Source organism: Streptomyces sp. NPDC005805, from assembly GCF_040630445.1.
Classification (GTDB): Bacteria; Actinomycetota; Actinomycetes; order Streptomycetales; family Streptomycetaceae; genus Streptomyces.
Window position 1 is genome coordinate 1 of record NZ_JBEXXN010000068.1, and the last position, 19,983, is coordinate 19,983.

A 19,983-nucleotide genomic window follows, 5' to 3' on the forward strand; every position below is an offset into this window, starting at 1 on the left:
GGAACGCCCGCCGGGAACGCCCGCCGGGAACGCCCGCCGGGAACGCCCGCCGGGAACGCCCGCCGGGAACGCCCGCCGGGAACGCCCGCCGGGAACGCCCGCCGGGGCCGGTCCCCGGAGGGACCGGCCCCGGCGGGGGACGGATGAACGGGCGGGGCCTACAGGCCGTATCGCTCGCGTGCCTCCTTCACCGCGGAGGCCGGTACCTCGCCGCGCCTGGCGAGCTGCGCCAGCGCGGCCACGGTGATCGACTGCGGGTCGACGCCGAAGTGGCGGCGGGCCGCCTCGCGGGTGTCGGAGAGGCCGAAGCCGTCCGTGCCGAGGGAGGACCAGTCCTGCTCCACCCACTGGCTGATCTGGTCCGGCACCTGGCGCATCCAGTCGGAGACCGCCAGCACCGGGCCCGGGGCGCCCTCCAGCACCCGGGTGACGTACGGGACGCGCTCCTCGCCGCGGAGCAGGGCCTCGTCCGCCTCCAGGGCGTCCCGGCGCAGCTCGCCCCAGGAGGTCGCGGACCAGACGTCGGCCGCCACGTTCCAGTCGTTCGCCAGCAGCTCCTGCGCCTGAAGGGCCCAGTGGATGGCGGTGCCGGAGGCCAGCAGCTGGAGGCGCGGCGCGTCCGTGCCGGTCGCCCCCTCCTTGAACCGGTACAGGCCCTTGACGATGCCCTCCTCGACGCCCTCCGGCATGGCGGGCTGCGGCTTGGGCTCGTTGTAGACCGTCAGGTAGTAGAAGACGTCCGAGTCCTCGCCGGGGGCGGCCTCGCCGTACATCCGGCGCAGACCGTCCTTGACGATCACCGCGATCTCGTAGGCGAAGGCCGGGTCGTAGTTGAGCGAGGCCGGGTTGGTGGCCGCGATCAGGTGGGAGTGGCCGTCCGCGTGCTGGAGGCCCTCGCCGGTGAGGGTGGTGCGGCCGGCGGTGGCGCCGACGATGAAGCCCTTGCCGAGCTGGTCGGCGAGCTGCCACATCTGGTCGCCGGTCCGCTGCCAGCCGAACATCGAGTAGAAGATGTAGAACGGGATCATCGTCTCGCCGTGCGTCGCGTACGACGTGGCGGCGGCGATGAAGTCGGCCATGGCGCCGGCCTCGGTGATCCCCTCGTTGAGGATCTGGCCGTCGGCGGCCTCCTTGTAGTACATCAGCTGGTCGCGGTCGACCGGCTCGTAGGTCTGGCCCAGCGGCGAGTAGATGCCCGCGGACGGGAACAGCGACTCCATGCCGAAGGTGCGCGCCTCGTCGGGGACGATCGGCACCCAGCGCTTCCCGGTGGTCTTGTCCCGCATCAGGTCCTTGACCAGGCGGACGAAGGCCATGGTGGTGGCCATCTCCTGCTTGCCGGAGCCCTTCTTGAGGGCGGCGAAGGCGCGCTCCTCGGGCTCGGGCAGCGCGGGCACCGGGTGCGTGCGGCGGGCCGGGGCGGGGCCGCCGAGGGCGGCGCGGCGCTCGGCGAGGTAGCGGACCTCGGGGGAGTCGGCGCCGGGGTGGCCGTAGGGGACCAGGCCGTCGGCGAACGCGGAGTCGGCGATCGGGAGTCCGAGCAGGTCGCGCATGCCCTTGAACTCGTCGGTCGTCAGCTTCTTCATCTGGTGGTTGGCGTTCTTGGACTCGAAGCCCTTGCCGAGCGTGAAGCCCTTCACCGTCTGGGCGAGGATCACGGTCGGGGCGCCCTTGTGCGCGAGGGCGGCCCGGTACGCCGCGTACACCTTGCGGGCCTCGTGGCCGCCGCGGGAGGTGTGGAAGCACTCGGCGATCTTCGCGTCCGTGAGCAGCTTCGCCAGCTCGGCGAGGGCGGGCTCGGCGCCGAAGAAGTGCTCGCGGATATAGGCGACGTCGCGGGTGGCGTACGTCTGGAACTGGGCGTCCGGGACCTCGCGCAGACGGCGGACGAGGGCCCCCGCGGTGTCGAGCTGGAACAGCTCGTCCCAGGCGCTGCCCCACAGGGTCTTCACCACGTTCCAGCCGGCGCCGCGGAACTGGGCCTCCAGTTCCTGCACGATCTTGAAGTTGGCGCGGACCGGGCCGTCGAGGCGCTGCAGGTTGCAGTTGATGACGAAGGTCAGGTTGTCCAGCCGCTCGCGGGAGGCCAGCGCCAGGGCGGCCGTCGACTCGGGCTCGTCCATCTCACCGTCGCCGAGGAAGGCCCAGACGTGGGAGCCGGAGGTGTCCTTGATGCCGCGGCCCTGGAGGTAGCGGTTGAACCGGGCCTGGTAGATCGCGGACAGCGGGCCGAGGCCCATGGAGACGGTGGGGAACTCCCACAGCCAGGGCAGCCGGCGCGGGTGCGGGTACGAGGGCAGGCCGTTCCCGCCGGACTCCTGGCGGAAGTTGTCGAGGTGCGCCTCGGTGAGGCGGCCGTCGAGGAAGGCGCGGGCGTAGATGCCGGGGGAGGCGTGGCCCTGGATGTAGAGCTGGTCGCCGGAGCCGTCCCCCTCCTTGCCGCGGAAGAAGTGGTTGAAGCCGGTCTCGTAGAGCCAGGCCGCGGAGGCGAAGGTGGCGATGTGGCCGCCGACGCCGAAGCGGGAGCCGCGGGTCACCATGGCGGCCGCGTTCCAGCGGTTCCACGCGGTGATGCGCGCCTCCATCTCCTCGTCGCCGTCGATGGCCGGCTCGGCGGAGGTGGGGATGGTGTTGACGTAGTCCGTCTCCAGCAGCCGGGGCAGCGCGACACCGGCCTGCTCGGCGTGCTGGAGGGTGCGGCGCATCAGGTACGCGGCGCGGTGCGGGCCCGCGTGTTCCGCGACGGCGTCGAGGGACGCCGCCCACTCGGCGGTTTCCTCGGCGTCGCGGTCCGGGAGCTGGTCGAGCTCGCTCGGAAGCTTGCCTACGGGGTCGGTCATGATCGCCGCCTTCCGGACTGGAGGGGGGTGGAGAAAAGGGGGTGCCGTGTCTGGCAGGACAGGGCGAACGGGTCGGTGGACCCGGGGAGACTGTAAGGCGCTGATCGATGATCGATCAAAGCTTGGGGCGAAATTGGCATCCGGTGCCGCGGAAGTGGGCACGGGGTGCCGGGACAAAGGGGGTTGTAACGCCCGCCTGTCCCGGGGGGAACGTTGGCCTCACGTTGGCCTCGCCGACGGGTGCGGGGGCATTTTCAGCCTCGCCGCCGCGTGAGGCGCGGGGTGCGGGCCAGGCACCCCAGCCCTGCGGGTCGCTTCGGGCGGGCGACGTCAGCCTCGTATTCCCAGCCTCGCCGGCGTTTGAGGCGCGGGGTGCGGGGCGGAGCCCCGCCGGGGTGGGCGGAGCCGGCGGACCGGGCGCGCCCCGGTGGTCGCGGCACGGCCTGCGGCCGTGTCCTCAAACGCCGGACGGGCTGGAAAGCCGGACCCGGGCCGGGAAAGCCGGACCCGGGCCGGGAAGGGCGGACCCGGGCCGGGAAAGCCGGGCCCGGGCCGGGGCCGGAAGCCGGCGCGGTCGGCGTTACGCGCGGGGCGCGCAGCCCAGGACGTGGGCCTTCACGAGGGCGCCGATCTGCGGATCCCGCCGCCGAAACGCCTCCACCAGGTCCTGGTGCTCCTCCGCGTACGACTTCTGCACCGTGCCCAGCCAGCGGATCGACAGCGCCGTGAACACCTCGATGCCCAGCCCCTCCCAGGTGTGCAGCAGCACCTTGTTCCCGGCCGCCTTCACCAGCTCCCGGTGGAAGGCCACCGTGTGCCGCACCTGCGCCGTCCCGTCGGCCAGCCGGTCCGCGTCGTACAGGGCCGCCACATGCGGCTCCAGCGCCGAGCAGTCGTCCGCCAGCCGCCCGGCCGCCAGCTCGGCCGCGATCTGCTCCAGACCGGCCCGGACCGGGTAGCTCTCCTCCAGGTCCGCCGCGGTCAGATTCCGCACCCGGACACCCTTGTTGGGCGCCGACTCGATCAGCCGCAGCGACTCCAGCTCGCGCAGCGCCTCGCGCACAGGGGTCTGCGAGACCTCCAGCTCGGTGGCGATCCGGCGCTCGACGATGCGTTCTCCGGGCTTCCAGCGGCCGCTGACGATCCCCTCCACGATGTGCTCGCGGATCTGGTCGCGAAGCGAGTGGACGACGGGGATGGTCATGGGGCGCTCTCCTTGGGGACGCGTCGACCGGACCGGCCCCTCGCGCGGGCCGTACCGGCTCTCAAGACGAGCCGTACCGGTTCTCAAGACAATACGGCGGCGCCCCCGCCGGGATGTACTCCCGGCGGGGGCGCCGTGGGTGAGGCTGGTTACAGCCGGGCGGCTCAGAGGCCGAGCTCGACCTCGAACTCGCCCGCCTCCAGGATCGCCTTGACCGCCGTCAGGTAGCGGGCGGCGTCCGCGCCGTCCACCAGGCGGTGGTCGTAGGAGAGCGTCAGGTACGTCATGTCCCGGACGCCGATCACGGTGCCCTCGGCGGTCTCGATGACGGCCGGGCGCTTCACCGTGGCGCCGATGCCCAGGATGGCGACCTGGTTCGGCGGCACGATGATCGTGTCGAACAGCGCACCGCGCGAACCGGTGTTGCTGATCGTGAAGGTCGCGCCGGACAGCTCGTCCGGCGTGATCTTGCTGGCCCGGACCTTGCCCGCGAGCTCCGCGGTGGCCTTGGCGATGCCGGCCAGGTTCAGGCCGCCCGCGTTCTTGATGACCGGCGTCATCAGACCCTTCTCGGAGTCCACGGCGATGCCGATGTTCTCCGAGTCGAAGTACGTGATGGTGCCCTCGTCCTCGTTGATCCGGGCGTTGATGACCGGGTGGGCCTTCAGCGCCTGGGCCGCCGCCTTGACGAAGAACGGCATCGGGGACAGCTTGACGCCCTCACGGGCGGCGAAGCCGGCCTTGGCCGCCTCACGCAGCTTCATCAGCTTGGTGATGTCGACCTCGACGACCGAGGACAGCTGCGCCTGGCCGTGCAGCGCCTTCATCATGTTGTCGCCGATGACCTTGCGCATCCGGGTCATCTTGACCGTCTGGCCGCGCAGCGGGGACGCCTCCAGCGCGGGCGCCTTCGACGCGGCCGGGGCCGCGGCGGCCGCGGGGGCCGGAGCGGCGGCGGCCTTGGCGGCCTCCGCGGCGGCGATGACGTCCTGCTTGCGGATGCGGCCGCCGACGCCGGTGCCCTTGACCGAGCCCAGGTCGACGCCGTTCTCGGCGGCGAGCTTGCGCACCAGCGGGGTCACATACGCGTCGCTCGACTCCACGGCGGCGGGCGCGGCCGGGGCGGCCGGTGCCTGCGGGGCCGGGGCGGGAGCGGGCGCGGCGGCCGGGGCGGGAGCGGCCTGCTTCGGGGCTTCCTGCTTGGGGGCCTCCTGGACCGGCGCGGGCGCCGGAGCGGGGGCCTCCTGCTTCGGGGCCTCCTGGGCGGGCGCCGGGGCGGCGGCCGGAGCCGCGCCCTTCGCGCCGATGACGGCCAGCTTGGCGCCGACCTCGGCGGTCTCGTCCTCGCCGACCACGATCTCCAGCAGCACACCGGAGGCGGGGGCCGGGATCTCGGTGTCGACCTTGTCGGTGGACACCTCCAGCAGCGGCTCGTCCTCGGAGACCTCCTCGCCGACCTCCTTCAGCCAGCGGGTGACGGTGCCCTCGGTGACGCTCTCGCCGAGCGCCGGCAGGACCACGTCGGTGCCCTCGGCCGAACCGCCGCCCGACGCCGCCTCGGCGGACGGGGCGGGAGCCGGCGCGGCGGACTCGGTGGACGGCGCGGCCTGCGGGGCCTCCTCGGCCGGGGCCGGGGCGGACGCCTCGGCGGCGGCCGGGGCCGGCTGCTCGGCCGGGGCACCGCTGCCGTCGTCGATGACGGCCAGCTCGGCGCCGACCTCGACCGTCTCGTCCTCGGCGACCTTGATGGAGGCCAGCACACCGGAGGCGGGGGCCGGGATCTCGGTGTCGACCTTGTCGGTCGACACCTCCAGCAGCGGCTCGTCGGCCTCGACGCGCTCGCCCTCGGCCTTCAGCCAGCGGGTGACAGTGCCCTCGGTGACGCTCTCGCCGAGCGCCGGAAGGGTTACGGAAACCGACATGGTTTCAGTTGCTCCTTACGAAAAGTGCGGTAGTGGTCTGTCGCGCCCGGGACCGGTCAGTCGTGGGAGTGCAGCGGCTTGCCCGCCAGGGCGAGGTGCGCCTCGCCGAGGGCCTCGTTCTGCGTCGGGTGCGCGTGGATGAGCTGCGCGACCTCGGCCGGCAGAGCCTCCCAGTTGTAGATGAGCTGCGCCTCGCCGACCTGCTCGCCCATACGGTCACCGACCATGTGGACGCCGACCACGGCACCGTCCTTGACCTGGACGAGCTTGATCTCGCCCGCGGTCTTCAGGATCTTGCTCTTGCCGTTGCCCGCCAGGTTGTACTTCAGGGCGACGACCTTGTCCGCACCGTAGATCTCCTTGGCCTTGGCCTCGGTGATGCCGACGGAGGCGACCTCGGGGTGGCAGTACGTCACCCGAGGCACGCCGTCGTAGTCGATCGGGACGGTCTTCAGACCGGCCAGCCGCTCCGCCACCAGGATGCCCTCGGCGAAGCCGACGTGCGCGAGCTGGAGGGTCGGGACCAGGTCGCCGACCGCCGAGATCGTGGGCACGTTGGTGCGCATGTACTCGTCGACGAGGACGTAGCCGCGGTCCATCGCGACACCCTGCTCCTCGTAGCCGAGGCCCTGCGAGACCGGGCCGCGGCCGATGGCCACCAGCAGGATCTCGGCCTCGAAGGTCTTGCCGTCGGCGAGGGTGACCCGCACACCGTTCTCGGTGTACTCGGCCTTCTCGAAGAAGGTGCCCAGGTTGAACTTGATACCGCGCTTGCGGAAGGCGCGCTCCAGCAGCTTGGAGCTGTTCTCGTCCTCGACCGGCACGAGGTGCTTCAGGCCCTCGATCACGGTGACCTCGGTGCCGAAGGACTTCCACGCGGAGGCGAACTCGACGCCGATCACGCCGCCGCCGAGGATGATCGCGGACTGCGGGACGCGGTCCAGGGTCAGCGCGTGGTCGGAGGAGATGATCCGGTTGCCGTCGATGTCGAGGCCCGGCAGCGACTTCGGCACGGAGCCGGTCGCCAGCAGGACGTGGCGGCCCTGGACGCGCTGCCCGTTCACGTCGACGGAGGTGGGGGAGGACAGCCGGCCCTCGCCCTCGATGTAGGTCACCTTGCGGGAGGCGACCAGACCCTGAAGGCCCTTGTAGAGGCCCGAGATCACGTCGTCCTTGTACTTGTGGACGCCCGCGATGTCGATGCCCTCGAAGGAGGTCTTCACGCCGAACTGCTCGGCCTCGCGGGCCTGGTCGGCGATCTCACCGGCGTGCAGCAGGGCCTTGGTGGGGATGCAGCCGTTGTGCAGGCAGGTGCCGCCCAGCTTGTTCTTCTCGATCAGTGCGACGTCCAGGCCCAGCTGAGCTCCGCGAAGGGCCGCAGCGTAACCGCCGCTACCGCCGCCGAGGATCACTAGGTCGAAAACGGTGCTGGCGTCGTTCGCCACGTCACGTCCTCCATGCATGTGCGCCGTCCGCCCCGGTCCTCACTGACCGGGCCGCGGCTGGTGTTCGGCCGCTTGTCTTCGGCCCTGTGGTGGGGGCCCTGTCCTGCCGGGAACCCATCTTCGCACTTGTCGGCGGAAGCCGGGACGCGGGGATGTGTCTTGAGACGGTGACCTTCGGCTCGTCCGCGGTTACCCCCGCGTAGGAACACCGGGACGAACCGGCGTCTTCCGCTGCGCGCCCGCCCGGGGCGGTGCCGTGCGGCACCGCCCCGGGCGGGGACGCGGGCGTCAGCCCAGCTCGCCCGCCGCGGTGCGCTCCGCGAGGCGCACCAGGGTGCGGACCGAGGAGCCTGTGCCGCCCTTGGGCGTGTAGCCGTAGGGCGCGCCCTCGTGGAAGGCGGGGCCGGCGATGTCCAGGTGGGCCCAGGTGATGCCCTCACCGACGAACTCCTTCAGGAACAGGCCGGCGACCAGGCCGCCGCCCATCCGCTCGCCCATGTTCGCGATGTCGGCCGTCGGCGAGTCCATGCCCTTGCGCAGGTCCGCCGGGAGCGGCATCGGCCAGGACGCCTCGCCGACCTCCTCCGCGGTCTCGTGGATCGCGGCACGGAAGTCGTCGTCGTTGGCCATGATCCCGAAGGTGCGGTTGCCCAGCGCCAGGACCATCGCGCCGGTCAGCGTCGCCACGTCCACGATCGCGTCCGGGTTCTCCTCCGAGGCGCGGGTCAGCGCGTCGGCCAGGACCAGGCGGCCCTCGGCGTCGGTGTTCAGCACCTCGACGGTCTTGCCGCTGTACATGCGCAGCACGTCGCCGGGGCGGGTGGCCGAACCGGAGGGCATGTTCTCGGCGAGCGCCAGCCAGCCGGTCACATTGACCTCCAGGCCGAGCCGGGCCGCGGCGACGACGGCGGCGAACACGGCGGCGGCACCGCTCATGTCGCACTTCATCGTCTCGTTGTGGCCGGCCGGCTTGAGGGAGATGCCGCCCGAGTCGTAGGTGATGCCCTTGCCGACGAGCGCCAGGTGCTTGGCGTCCTTGGAGTGCGTGTAGGAGAGCTTCACCAGCCGCGGCGGGTTCTGGGAGCCCTGGCCGACGCCGAGGATGCCGCCGTAGCCGCCCTTGGCCAGCGCCTTCTCGTCGAGGACCTGCACCTTGACGCCGTGCTCCTTGCCCGCGGCGGTGGCCACGGCCGCGAACGCCTCGGGGGTGAGGTCGTTCGGCGGGGTGTTGATCAGGTCGCGGGCGCGGTTGATCTCCTCGGTGAGGGCGAGGGCCCGCTCGGCGGCGGCCTTGAACGCCTTGTCGCGCGGCTTGGCGCCCAGCAGGGCGATCTCCGCGAGCGGCTTCTTCCCGTCCTTGCCGTTCTCCTGGTACGCGGTGAACGCGTACGCGCCGAGCAGCGCGCCCTCGGCGATCGCCCCGGCGTCCTCCGCCTCCTCTATCGGCAGCGCGAACGCGGCCTTCTTGGCGCCGGCCAGCGCGCGGGCCGCGACGCCGGCGGCCCGGCGCAGCGCCTCGGCGGCGTACACGTCCTCGTCGCCGGGCTCCTGGCCGAGGCCGACGGCCAGGACGACCGGGGCCTTGAGGCCGGCCGGCGAGGGCAGCTTGGTGACCTCGCCCTCGGCACCGCTCGCGCCGAGGGTTTCGAGGACCGCGGCCAGCCTGCCGTCGAACGCCTGGTCCACCGCTTCGGCGCCCGGTGCGACGACCGGCCCCTTCGCGCCCTTGGCGACACCGACGACGACGGCGTCGGCGCGCAGCGTCGCTGCGCCTGCGGTGCTGAGAGTGAGAGCAGTCACGGTGGTGAAATCTCGCTTCCTTGAGTTCCGCGCCCCGGTGCCGCTCTGGAGGAGCGGCCGCCCGGGACCGGAAGACAGACCCCTGGTTGTTGTGCACGGGAATGGATCCCATCGCCATGCCGCGGAAGAGCCTACGCGTGGTCCCCCGTGCGGCTCACGGCGGCGGCGCCTGTGGTGTCCCGGGTTGTCCCACCGGAACCGGCCCCGGGCCGCGCGCCGTGCGGGCCCCGTGCGCCGTCAGCGGGTGAGGACATAGCAGGTGGCGCGGGCGACGCCGTCCCCGCTCCGGTCCCACTCGTCGCCGGGCCAGGTGTACCAGTACGCGTCCTTCTTGGCGGACTCCGCCAGCCAGGCGGCCGGCGCCTTCGGGACTGCCGCATGGCACGCGGCCCCGGCCAGCCGCCTGGCCTCTTCGATGCCGGACCAGTCGGTGTTCAGATCGGACTGGGCGAGGATCCGGCCGCCGTGCTGTTCCTTGCACGGGCGGCTGACGACCAGGTGGTCCGCGCTGGTGCCGGTGTGCGGGTCGAAACAGGCTCCCGGCTCCAGATCGTCCATCTCCCGGACCACGTCCCGCGCGGCGAGCTGCCGGGCGGCGGGTGGCAGCTTCGGGGCGGGTGCGCCGAGGCGGCTGATCGTCAGCTCCGCCGTGATCCCCTTCAGACGCCGGAGCGCGGCCCAGTCGCGTGCCACGAGGGTGCCGAAATCGGCCGAGGCCCCGGTGAGCCGGCCCTCGCCGTCGGTGCGCAGGCCGAGGCCGACGGGCAGTTCCGCGCCGGTGGTCCGGTCGTTGCCGTGAAGCAGCCGGTCCTGCATGTCCTTCGGTAACAGGGCGAGAGCCCCCTGGGCGGGGGCCCGGACCGTGTACGTCCGGCCGGTCCTCTCCTGCGCGGACTTCGTCACCCGGCCCCCGGTATCAGCCAGTTCGAGCAGCGTCCCGCCGAACGGGACCGCCGTGCCGACCAGGGCCGCGGCGTTGTGGTTGCCCTCGACGGTGACGTCGTCCGGGGTGTGGCGGATCCAGTACGGCGCGCTGCCGGGGCGCACGAGGACGTCCGGCCCGTCGACCGCCACACCCAGCTCGGCCGGCTGGGGCGACGGCGCGGGGGAGTCGCCGAGCAGCGCCTCCCGCTCGGACTTCTTGACCTGGCCGGTGAACGTCCAGGACCGGGTGCCCGTGGCGCGTTCCGCCTTCGGGTCCATCCGGCCCTCGCTCGTCAGGACCGCCTTTCCGTCGCCGAGTTCGAAGGTCATGGTCTGCCGGAAGGCGAAGCCGCGCGCGGCCAGGGTCGCTTCGAGGGCCTTGGCGGGCTGCCGGGCCTCGGGAGCCGAGAAGACGGGGTGCGGCGGCTCGGCGGGCGCGTCGGCGGAGCAGCCCGTGAGCAGCAGCGCGGCAACGGCGGTCAGGGCCCCGACGGCCGTGAACCGGGCGCGTCCGGTGGGGAGATGGCGAGTGATCACGCCGGTACGACCGGGCCGCCCGCCCCACGGTTGCGCGGCGCGCGGTAACGGAACCGCAACGCCGCCGGGGCCGCTCACCCCAGGGTGAGCACTACCAGGCACGCCGTCGCCGCCGTCTCCGCGAGGGCGCCGAACACATCGCCCGTCACCCCGCCGAGGCGCCGGACGCACCGGCGCAGCAGCCACTCGGCGGCGGCGAGGCCCAGCAGCACCGCCGCCACCGCGCGCAGCGGCCCGTACCCGCCGGACAGGAGCAGCCCGGCCGCCGCCGCGCCCGCCGTCGCCGCCCCGGCCACCAGCAGCGCGCCCGCCGCCGGGACGGTCCCCGCGACCGCGGCGCCCAGGCCCTCGGGGCGGGCCGGGGGGACGCCCGTGCGGGAGGCGAGGGTCAGGGCGAGCCGCGCCGCGACCCCGGCCAGGACCGCGCCGCACGCGCCCGGGGCCCAGCCCTGCGCGTAGAGCCCGGCGAGCGCCGCGACCTGGGCCAGCAGGACCAGGACCAGGGTGACCACGCCGAACGGGCCGACGTCGGACTGCTTCATGATGCGCAGCGCGTCCTCGGCGGGCCGGCCGCTGCCCAGGCCGTCGGCGGTGTCGGCGAGACCGTCCAGATGGAGGCCGCGGGTCAGCGCGGCCGGGACGGCCGTCGCCGCGACGGCCGCCATCAGCGGGCCCGAGCCCGCCGCGGCGAGCAGCGCCCCGGTGGCCCCGGCGGCGGCCCCCACCGCGAGGCCGGCGAGCGGCGCGCACAGCATTCCGGCGCGGGCGGCCTCCCGGTCCCAGCGGGTCACCCGCACGGGCACGGCGGTGAGGGTGCCGAAGGCGAAACGGAGGCCGTGCAGTGCAGTCACCCGGCGAGCTTAGGACCCGCTCCGCCGGGGCCGGTGCGCCGGGCCCTGCCGCACCGGCCCCGGCCGGGACCGGCGGTAGATTGCGCGAAGCGCGCCGAACGGGAGAAAAGCGCGCCGAACGGGAGAAAACGGATGGGTGACTGGTTCTACCGCAACATCCTGGAGCCGGGGAAGCTGCCGATGCTCCTCGCCCTGGTCTCGTTCGTCCTGACCTTTCTGATCACCCGGGTCGTCGTCCGTATGATCCGCGCCGGGAAGGGCCCGTTCCGCAACGTCACGCCCGGGGGCATGCACATCCACCATGTCGTCCCCGGCGTGATCCTCACCGTCGTCGGCGGCTTCGGTGCCGTGGGCAGCGGGCGGCACGGCGTCGGCGCGGCGGTGTGCGCGGTGATCTTCGGGATGGGCGTGGGCCTGGTCCTCGACGAGTTCGCCCTGATCCTGCACCTCGACGACGTCTACTGGACCGAGGAGGGCCGGCAGAGCGTCGAGGTGGTGGTGCTCGCCGCCGCCCTCGCCCTGCTGGTCCTCAGCGGCTCCTCGCCGCTGGGCGTGGACGGCCTCACGCCCGACGAGCGCCAGAACCGCGCCACGCTGATCGCGACCGTCGGGGTCAACTTCCTCTTCGTGCTCATCGCGATGTTCAAGGGGAAGGGGCGGCTGGGGCTGATCGGGGTGCTGGTGCCGGTGGTCGCCCTGGTCGCGGCCGTACGGCTGGGCCGGCCCGGCTCGCCCTGGGCCCGCCGCTTCTACCGGAACCGGCCCAAGGCCCGGGCCCGGGCGCAGTTGCGGGCGGTCCGCCACGACCGGCGCTGGGACCGGCCGCGGCGGGCCTTTCAGAACCTGATCGGCGGCGCGCCGGACGCGCCTCCGCTGCCCGCGGGGCCCGCCGGCCCCGGCCCCTCGGGCCCCTCCGGTCCCGACGAGCCCGGCCCGGGACCCGGCCCCTCGGGCCCGGACGACCCCGGTCCGGACGCCCGCGAGCGGTGACGCCGGCGCCGCAGCCACGCGTCTCCCGCGCACAACACCCCCGCCGCCGCGATCGCCGCCAGATGCTCCTTGCCCGCGAGGTTCGGCTTCACCACCACCTCGGCGACCATCGCCGCCACCACCAGCGCGGCGGTCAGCCACGCCCCGTACCGGTAGCAGACGAAGACCGCCACCCCCACCACGGCGGCCGACGGCCCGCTGTCCACCACCTGCGCGTCCGAGGCGGGCAGCCCGAACGGCCCGGCGGGCCCGACCGCCACCCCGACCCGGGCGTACATGGTGCCGGCCAGCGTCGTCAGATACGCGACGCACAGCAGCGTCCGCCGCCCCACCGCGATCTCCGCGATCCCGAACACCAGCAGGATCTGCGCCAGGGCGCCCCACACCGGCAGGTCCGGCGCGGGGACGAACAGGGAGAGCGGGGTGCGCAGCAGGGCCAGCCACAGCGGGTCCCCGGCCCGGACGAAGCCCGCCGCCTCCACCAGCCGCAGCCCCTCGGGGTGCTGCTCCAGCGCGTAACAGGTCGCCGTCAGCGCGACCGCGAACAGGGTCAACGGGACCGCCCGCCAACCCCGTTCGACCAGACCCGCGCGGACCACCGCGTACAGCGGCCCCCACTCGCGGCGGGCGAACGCGGACGCGGTGTTCACCGGCGGCCCGCCAGATGTCTGCGGCGGCGCAGCCAGTCGGGCAGGGCCGGGGCCTGGAGGAATCCCTCGGCGCGGCCCGCGGCGATGCCGATGCGCGGCAGGTCGGCGCTCTTCTCGAAGAGCATGAAACGCGGCTCCCAGATCGGTCGGTACTTGGCGTTCGCCCGGTACAGGGACTCGATCTGCCACCAGCGGGAGAAGAAGCCGAGCAGCGAACGCCACAGCCTCAGCACCGGTCCCGCACCGAGCTTCGAGCCCCGTTCGAAGACCGACCTGAACATCGCGAAGTTCAGTGAGACCTGAGTGATCTCGATCTCCCGCGCGCGCTGGAGGAGTTCGATGACCATGAACTCCATCAGTCCGTTCTCGGCGTCCCGGTCCCGGCGCATCAGGTCCAGGGAGAGCCCGTGCGGGCCCCAGGGGACGAAGCTGAGCAGCGCCTTGAGGTCGCCCTCGGCGTCCGTGCACTCCAGCATCACGCAGCGTCCGTCCGCCGGGTCGCCGAGGCGGCCGAGGGCCATGGAGAAGCCGCGCTCGGTCGCGCCGTCCCGCCAGTCGTCGGCGAGACGCAGCAGTTCGGCCATCTCCTCGGCCGGGATGTCCTCGTGGCGCCGGATGCGCACCTCGTACCCGGCCCGCTTCACCCGGTTGAACGCCTGCCGCACCGAGCGCATCGCCCGGCCCTCCAGGGTGAACTCGGCGGTCTCCACGATCGCCTCGTCGCCCAGCTCCAGGGCGTCCAGTCCGTGCCGGGCGTAGACCGTGCCCGCCTCCTCGCCCGCGCCCATCACCGCGGGGGCCCAGCCGTGCTCGCGGGCCTCGGCGAGCCAGGGCTCGATCGCGCCCGGCCACGCCTCGGGGTCCCCGATCGGGTCCCCGGACGCCAGGGACACCCCGCCCACCACCCGGTACGCGATCGCCGCCTTGCCGGTCGGCGACCACACCGCGCTCTTGTCCCGGCGCAGCGCGAAGTAGCCCAGCGAGTCGCGCTCCCCGTGCCGTTCCAGCAGCGCGCGCAGCCGCGTCTCGTCGTCCTCGGTGATCGCGTCGACCGCGCGGCGGGAGCGGAAGGCCGCGTACAGCACGGCGAGCAGCAGCAGCGTGGACAGTACGTTGATCACCACGTCGACCCAGCCGGGGGTGGTGATCTCGGGGAAGCGGTCGTCGTCCACGGCGACGGAGACCAGCCGCATCGCGCCGTAGCGCCACTTGTCGAGGAAGGTCGAGCTCTGCGGGGAGGTGTTGGTGAGCGCCACCAGCCCGGTCGCGAGCAGCGAGGTGACGAGCAGTCCGCCGACCGCGACCCCCGCCGCGAGCTTGGGGTTGGACCGGTCGCCCTTCGCGTAGAACTCCCGGCGGCCCAGCAGCAGGGCGGCGAAGAACGCGGCGGTGAGCACGAGGGAGATCCAGTTCTGGGCGTGCTGCCGGATCTCGGGGAAGGCCATCGCCACGGCGAACAGCAGCAGGAACAGCCCGCACAGCACGGTGTTGAGAATCCACGCGGCCCGCTTGCGCCGGCGCATGGTGATGGCGAGGAAGAGGGCGAACACCCCGGAGGCGAAGCCCGCCGTGAGCAGGTACGGCGTGAAGTAGTTGTCGGTGTTGTGGCGTCTGAGGTCCTGCCCGAGGGAGACCCACACGGCGCTCAGGAAGTTGATGAACGCGACGGCGCGCAGGTACCAGATGGCGAAGAGGGCGCTGCGCCGCGCGCGGGCGGTGCTGGAGCGGGGGGCGTCGGCGGCGGAACGGTCTTCTCCCATGAAAAGGGATCATATGGGGCACAAGGGGTCGTCGCCGGGGAGCACCGGGTCTCGCCGGGGAGCGGCGGGGCGGACGGACACGGACATCGCGCCCCTCGCGCGCCCGCCGCCGGTCCGGCCCGGATCGCGGGGGCACCCGGCCCGGGTCGCGCCGGGGAGCGGCGGGCGCGGGGCGCCAGGCCGGGGGCGCGGGCCTCAGTCCCGGGTGGCGGCCGTCTCCCCGGACGGCTGCTCCCCGGCGGAGTCCGGCCCGGCCGCCGTCTCCTCGGACGCCTTCTGCTCGGGCAGTCCGGCCGCCAGGTCCGCCGCCGCCCGCACCAGCGGCAGCGCGAGCAGCGCGCCCGCGCCCTCGCCCACCGACACCCCGTGGTCCAGCAGCGGCTCCAGCGCCAACCGGTCCAGCGCCTTGGCCTGCGCGGGCTCCCCGGTGAGCTGGCCCGCGAGCCACCAGTCCGGCGAGCGGAACGCGGCCCGCTGCGCCACCAGCCCGCAGGCCGCCGAGACCACGCCGTCGAGGATCACCGGCATCCGGCGCACCGCGCTCTGGAGCAGGAACCCGGTCATCGCGGCCAGGTCCGCGCCGCCCACCGCCGCCAGCAGCTCCAGCTGGTCGCCCAGTACCGGCCGGGCGCGCCGCAGGGAGTCCCGGATCGCGGCGCACTTGCGCATCCAGGCCAGGTCGTCGATCCGCTGCCCGCCGCGCCCGGTGACCACCGAGGCGTCCGTCCCGCAGAGCGCGGCGACCAGGGTCGCGGCGGCGGTCGTCCCGCCGACGCTGAGGTCCCCGAGGACGACGAGGTCCGTGCCGGAGTCCGCCTCCTCGTCGGCGAGGGCGATGCCCAGCCGCGCGGCCCGCTCGGCCTCCTCCAGGGTGAGCGCGTCCTCGGTGTCGATCCGCCCGGCACCCCGGCGCACCCGGTGGCGGACGATCTCCTCGGGCAGCAGCTCCGGGTCGCAGTCCAGACCGGCGTCCACGATCCGCACCGGGACGCCCGCCCGCCGGGCGAGCACCGAGACCGGCCGCCCGCCCTCCAGCACGGCCCGCACCAGCTCGTGCGCGGTGCCGTACTCCCGTACGGAGACGCCCAGTTCGGCGACCCGGTGGTCACCGGCGAAGAGCACCACCCGGGGGTTCTCGACCGCCCGGACCGGCACGGCCGCCTGCGCGGCCGACAGCCACTCGGCGAGCTGGTCCAGTCGGCCCAGCGCACCGGGCGGCACGACCAGCCGCTCCCGCCGTTCCTCGGCGTCGCGCCGGACACCGCTGTCGGGGCGCTCGATCAGATCGGAGAAGTCGTCGAGATTCAGCCTGCTCATTCGCGGAACAGTACCGCCCGCGCCTGTCCGCCCGGTGACCTCGCCCCGCCTTCCGGCCACCACCCCTGCCCGCGCGCCCGCGTGCCCAGCAGCCGCCCGCCCAGGTCGCCATGCTGCCCACCACCCCGCCCGCGCGACGGCCCCGCGCACCGCACACCACCGGCCGCCCCCCGGCCCGTCAGCCCCGCAGGGTCAGCACCTGCCCCGCCACCACCAGCAGGACGTGCTCGCACTCCGCCGCGAACGCCGCGTTCAGACGGCCCAGTTCGTCGCGGAAGCGCCGCCCGGACGCGGTGGCCGGGACGACGCCCGAGCCCGCCTCGTTGGTCACCGCCACGACCGTCCGGCCCGTCTGCCGTACCGCCGCCACCAGTTCGGCCGTCCGCTCCCGCAGGGCGTCCTCACCGCCCGCGGCCCAGCGCTCGTCGTCCCAGGCCCCCGCCCGGTCCATCGCGTCGGTCAGCCACAGCGAGAGGCAGTCGATCAGCAGCGGCGGGCCCTCGGCCGCCAGCAGGGGCGCCAGCTCGCAGGTCTCCTCCGTACGCCAGGACCCCGGCCGCCGCTCCCGGTGCAGGGAGACGCGCGCCGCCCACTCGCTGTCCCCGTCCCGCCGCCCCCCGGTCGCCACGTACACGACCTCGGGGAACGCCTCCAACCGCCGTTCCGCCTCCAGGGACTTGCCCGACCGCGCGCCGCCGGTGACCAGGGTGCGGCGCGGTACGTCCGGCACGGCGTGGTACTCGCCGACGATCAGCGTCGTCCCGTCCGGGACCGCCCGGGCGCCCGCCGCCGCGAGCCGCCGGGTCAGCTCCGCGCCGCCCGGGGCGTCGTGCCCCAGGTGCACGGCCACCACGTCCGTCGTCGCCCCGATCGCCCCTGACGCCCGCAGCCGGGCGATCGCGTCCGGCCGGCCGACCACGTCCGCGACGACCATCTCGTACGCGGCCAGCCCCTCCGCGAGCCCGGCCGGGGCCGCGTCCGGGGGCAGATAGAGCAGCCGGTCGCCGGCCGGGGAGGTCACCTCGTAGCCGGTGCCCGGGTGGTCGACCGGCACCGCCCGCACCCGGTGACCGCTGATCAGGGTCAGCTGCCGGCCGTCCGGCACGCGGCCCGCCGTGGGCAGCCCGGCGGGCAGGTCCACCGCGGGCCCGTCGTGCGGATGCGTCAGCAGGACCTGCCGCACTCCCACGAGCGAGTGACCCGCCCGGGCCGCGGCGAGGGCGGCCCCCGGGGTGAGGTCCAGCAGCAGCGCGCCGTCCACCAGCAGCGCGGTCGCGGCCCGCGCCTCGGGGCCCCGGGCGGTCGCGCACACGGCGCACGGGCAGTCGGGGAGGGGGAGTCCGGCGGGCGCGCCGGTGCCGAGCAGAGTCAGTTCCACGCCTCCGATCCTCCCGTGCCGCCGCCACGGGTGCGCGCCCGGCTACGCTGCGGGCAGCACGAAGTGATCAGCGGCACGAGCCAGGTACCCGGGGAGGCGCACATGGCATGGACGTGGCGGTTCGAGAAGGCCGACGGCACGGAGGTCCCGCCGGCGGTGGAGCCGGAGGAGTTCACCACCCAGGGCGACGCGGAGTCCTGGATCGGCGAGCACTGGAAGGCCCTCCAGGAGGGCGGCGCGGACCAGGTCGTGCTCTCGGAGGACGGGACGAAGATCTACGGCCCGATGAGCCTGCACGCCGAGGAGAGCTGACCCGGCGGTCACGGACGACGAACGGGTGTGGCCCGGGGCACCCGCCCCGGGCCACACCCGTTCCCGCACCACCGGCCCGCGAGGTCCGGGCCACGCCCGGACTCGCCGGGTGGCCCACGTCCTCGGCCCGCCCGCCGGGGTCCGCGACCCGTCTCCCGCGCCGGGTCCGCGACCGGCTCCGCGCCGGGCGCCTCTCCGGAGTGCGAGCCCGGACCCCGGCCCCGGACCCGCCCCGGGCCGATACCCGCGTGCGTACCGCGGGGCCCACGAGGTCCCGGCCACGCCCGGACTCGCCGGGTGGTGGCCCCAGCCTCGGCCCGCGACAGGGCCCGCCCCGGGCACCTCTCCGGGGCGCGAGCCCGGACCCCGGCCCCGCGTCTCAGCGCCGGGGAGGACCGGCTGCGGGCCACGGCCCCGTCCGTACCCACCGGCCCGCGCGGCCCGCGAGTCCGGGCCCGCCCGGGACTCCCCGGGCGGCCCACTGCCCCGGCCCGCGTACGCGGCAAACGCGCCCATCCCGCGAGGGCGGGCGGGTGCGCGGGCGGTCCGGCCCGGATTCATCCGTGCCTGCCCGGACGCCGGGAGGACCGTACCCGCCCTGGGGCCACGGCCCGTCCGTACCACCGGCCGGCCCGGCGCACGCGACCCGCGTGCCTGCACGCCCCCGGCCGCACGCCAGGGCCGGTAGGACCCGTCCGTACCACCGGCCCGCGCGCCCACCCCGCAGGGGTGGGGGCCGGGCCACAGCCCCGGCCCCCACAGCCCCGGCCCCCACAGCCCCGGCCCCCACAGCCCCGGCCCCCGCGGACCCGGTCCCGGTGGGCCCGGCCCTCGCGGACCCGGTCCCGCAGGCCCGCCGGGCCCCGTCACACCTCGCCGAGGGTGACCTCCGCCGTCCGCCGCTGCGCGCCCCGCTCGTACGCCACCGGCACCTCGTCGCCCGGACGCAGCGCCGCCAGCGCCTCCGCGAGGGAGGTGATCGTGGTGATCTCGGCGTCGCCGACCCGGGTGATCACATCGCCCGCCCGCAGCCCCGCCCGCTGCGCCGGGCCGCCGTCCACCACCTCGACCACGGCGACCCCCGACGGGTTGAAGTCGTCGTCCAGGACGGTGCGCCCGGTGATGCCGAGGGCCGCGCGGCCCGAGTCGGTGACCCGGCCGGACTTGATGATCTGGTCCGCGACCGTGCGCACCATCGAGACCGGGATGGCGAACCCGATGCCGGGCGCCGCGCCCTCGCCGAGCCCGGGGTCCCGCGCCGCGAGGGTGGGGATGCCGATGACCTCGCCGTCCAGGTCGACCAGCGCGCCGCCGCTGTTGCCGGGGTTGATCGCCGCCGAGGTCTGCACCATGTTCGGGATGGTCGCGCCCGTCCCGCCGCCGTCCGTGCCCGCGCTGACCGTCCGGCCGGTGGCCGAGACGATGCCCTGGGTGACGCTGCTGGAGAGGCCGAGCGGCGAGCCCATCGCCAGTACGATCTGGCCGACCTCCACGGTCGCCGAGTCCCCGAACTTCGCCGGACGCAGCCCGTCCGGCAGCGAGTCCAGCCTGACCACGGCGAGGTCCTGCTCCGGGTAGGCGGAGACGAGGGTCGCCGACAGGGGCCGGGCGCCGCTCGCGACGGTGACCCGGAAGGTCCGGCCGTCGCCGACGACATGGGCGTTGGTGACGATGTGCCCCCGGTCGTCGTAGACGATCCCGGAGCCGATGCTGTCGCCCGCCTCGATCTGGACGACGGAGGGCAGGGCGCTGCGGATCACGGCCCGGTAGTCGTCCTCCAGCTCGTTCGCGGCGGCCGGGGCCGCGGCCCGCGCGGCCCGCGTCGGTGAGGCGGACGCCGATCCGCTCCCGGGCGCCGGGGCCGCCGAGCAGCCGCCCGTGAGCAGGACGGCCCCGGCGGCGAGGGCGGCCGCGGCGGACAGCGGGAACCGGCGGAGGACAGGACGGCGCGGGGGAGCGGTCATGCCCGGAGTATCCCTTTCGTCCTCCGGGAGGTGCCCGCCGCGGACGGCCGATCAGGGGGCACCGGGAGCCCCGGCGGGGCGGCCCGCCG

At 74.6% G+C, this 19,983-nt stretch carries 13 protein-coding genes and 1 pseudogene; 2 read left to right on the plus strand and 12 right to left on the minus strand.

From position 1 onward, the window contains the following. Nucleotides 1–158 precede the first annotated feature (158 nt). From aceE to ABZ457_RS27160, 7 genes are all read right to left on the minus strand, one after another. Complete coding sequence (aceE, locus tag ABZ457_RS27130; RefSeq protein ID WP_359162418.1) at nt 159–2,840, minus strand: pyruvate dehydrogenase (acetyl-transferring), homodimeric type; 2,682 nt, start codon at nt 2,838–2,840, stop codon at nt 159–161. Nucleotides 2,841–3,420: 580 nt separating this feature from the next. Continuing rightward, the gene (locus tag ABZ457_RS27135) at nt 3,421–4,044 is read right to left on the minus strand and encodes a GntR family transcriptional regulator (RefSeq protein WP_359162421.1); all 624 of its coding nucleotides are present in this window, start codon (nt 4,042–4,044) and stop codon (nt 3,421–3,423) included. 164 nt (nt 4,045–4,208) lie between these two features. Beyond that, nucleotides 4,209–5,966, minus strand: a complete 1,758-nt coding sequence (gene sucB, locus ABZ457_RS27140) for a 2-oxoglutarate dehydrogenase, E2 component, dihydrolipoamide succinyltransferase (protein ID WP_359162424.1) — start codon at nt 5,964–5,966, stop codon at nt 4,209–4,211. Between the two features lie 56 nt (nt 5,967–6,022). After that, complete coding sequence (gene lpdA / locus ABZ457_RS27145; RefSeq protein ID WP_359162427.1) at nt 6,023–7,411, minus strand: dihydrolipoyl dehydrogenase; 1,389 nt, start codon at nt 7,409–7,411, stop codon at nt 6,023–6,025. 288 nt (nt 7,412–7,699) lie between these two features. Further along, complete coding sequence (locus ABZ457_RS27150) at nt 7,700–9,211, minus strand: leucyl aminopeptidase (RefSeq protein ID WP_359162430.1); 1,512 nt, start codon at nt 9,209–9,211, stop codon at nt 7,700–7,702. 237 nt (nt 9,212–9,448) lie between these two features. Next, on the minus strand, nt 9,449–10,672 hold the full coding sequence (locus tag ABZ457_RS27155) for a hypothetical protein (protein ID WP_359162433.1): 1,224 nt from the start codon (nt 10,670–10,672) through the stop codon (nt 9,449–9,451). A 74-nt stretch (nt 10,673–10,746) separates the two neighbouring features. Further along, nucleotides 10,747–11,523 (minus strand): adenosylcobinamide-GDP ribazoletransferase, encoded by a 777-nt coding sequence (locus tag ABZ457_RS27160; protein ID WP_359162436.1) that lies wholly within the window; start codon nt 11,521–11,523, stop codon nt 10,747–10,749. Between the two features lie 132 nt (nt 11,524–11,655). Between ABZ457_RS27160 and ABZ457_RS27165 the strand changes: the two genes are divergently transcribed. After that, entirely contained in the window at nt 11,656–12,513 is an 858-nt protein-coding gene (locus ABZ457_RS27165) for a hypothetical protein (RefSeq protein WP_359162438.1), read from the plus strand. 26 nt (nt 12,514–12,539) lie between these two features. On the opposite strand, the pseudogene ABZ457_RS27170 reads toward ABZ457_RS27165, so the two are convergent. The 4 genes and pseudogenes from ABZ457_RS27170 to ABZ457_RS27185 all read right to left on the minus strand — a co-directional run. Next, nucleotides 12,540–13,163: pseudogene (locus ABZ457_RS27170) on the minus strand (hypothetical protein); the annotation flags it as partial. Further along, entirely contained in the window at nt 13,160–14,923 is a 1,764-nt protein-coding gene (locus tag ABZ457_RS27175) for a phosphatidylglycerol lysyltransferase domain-containing protein (RefSeq protein WP_359162441.1), read from the minus strand. The gene ABZ457_RS27175 and the pseudogene ABZ457_RS27170, both read right to left, overlap by 4 nt. Before the next feature lie 195 nt (nt 14,924–15,118). Then, nucleotides 15,119–16,240 (minus strand): nicotinate-nucleotide--dimethylbenzimidazole phosphoribosyltransferase, encoded by a 1,122-nt coding sequence (gene cobT / locus ABZ457_RS27180; protein WP_359162444.1) that lies wholly within the window; start codon nt 16,238–16,240, stop codon nt 15,119–15,121. Between the two features lie 178 nt (nt 16,241–16,418). After that, complete coding sequence (locus ABZ457_RS27185; RefSeq protein WP_359162447.1) at nt 16,419–17,618, minus strand: bifunctional adenosylcobinamide kinase/adenosylcobinamide-phosphate guanylyltransferase; 1,200 nt, start codon at nt 17,616–17,618, stop codon at nt 16,419–16,421. 102 nt (nt 17,619–17,720) lie between these two features. On the opposite strand from ABZ457_RS27185, the gene ABZ457_RS27190 reads away from it, so the two are divergent. Next, nucleotides 17,721–17,930, plus strand: coding sequence for a hypothetical protein (locus ABZ457_RS27190; protein ID WP_018848836.1), 210 nt, complete (start codon nt 17,721–17,723; stop codon nt 17,928–17,930). 866 nt (nt 17,931–18,796) lie between these two features. Here the strand turns inward: ABZ457_RS27190 and ABZ457_RS27195 are convergent. Continuing rightward, nucleotides 18,797–19,894, minus strand: coding sequence for a trypsin-like peptidase domain-containing protein (locus tag ABZ457_RS27195; RefSeq protein WP_359162450.1), 1,098 nt, complete (start codon nt 19,892–19,894; stop codon nt 18,797–18,799). Nucleotides 19,895–19,983: the final 89 nt, after the last annotated feature.

Excerpts from the sequence above, each read along its gene's own strand:
- aceE (WP_359162418.1), bottom strand. The coding sequence starts at position 2,840 with ATGACCGACCCCGTAGGCAAGCTTCCGAGCGAGCTCGACCAGCTCCCG.
- ABZ457_RS27135 (WP_359162421.1), bottom strand. The coding sequence starts at position 4,044 with ATGACCATCCCCGTCGTCCACTCGCTTCGCGACCAGATCCGCGAGCAC.
- sucB (WP_359162424.1), bottom strand. The coding sequence starts at position 5,966 with ATGTCGGTTTCCGTAACCCTTCCGGCGCTCGGCGAGAGCGTCACCGAG.
- ABZ457_RS27165 (WP_359162438.1), top strand. The coding sequence starts at position 11,656 with ATGGGTGACTGGTTCTACCGCAACATCCTGGAGCCGGGGAAGCTGCCG.
- ABZ457_RS27175 (WP_359162441.1), bottom strand. The coding sequence starts at position 14,923 with ATGGGAGAAGACCGTTCCGCCGCCGACGCCCCCCGCTCCAGCACCGCC.
- cobT (WP_359162444.1), bottom strand. The coding sequence starts at position 16,240 with ATGAGCAGGCTGAATCTCGACGACTTCTCCGATCTGATCGAGCGCCCC.
- ABZ457_RS27190 (WP_018848836.1), top strand. The coding sequence starts at position 17,721 with ATGGCATGGACGTGGCGGTTCGAGAAGGCCGACGGCACGGAGGTCCCG.
- ABZ457_RS27195 (WP_359162450.1), bottom strand. The coding sequence starts at position 19,894 with ATGACCGCTCCCCCGCGCCGTCCTGTCCTCCGCCGGTTCCCGCTGTCC.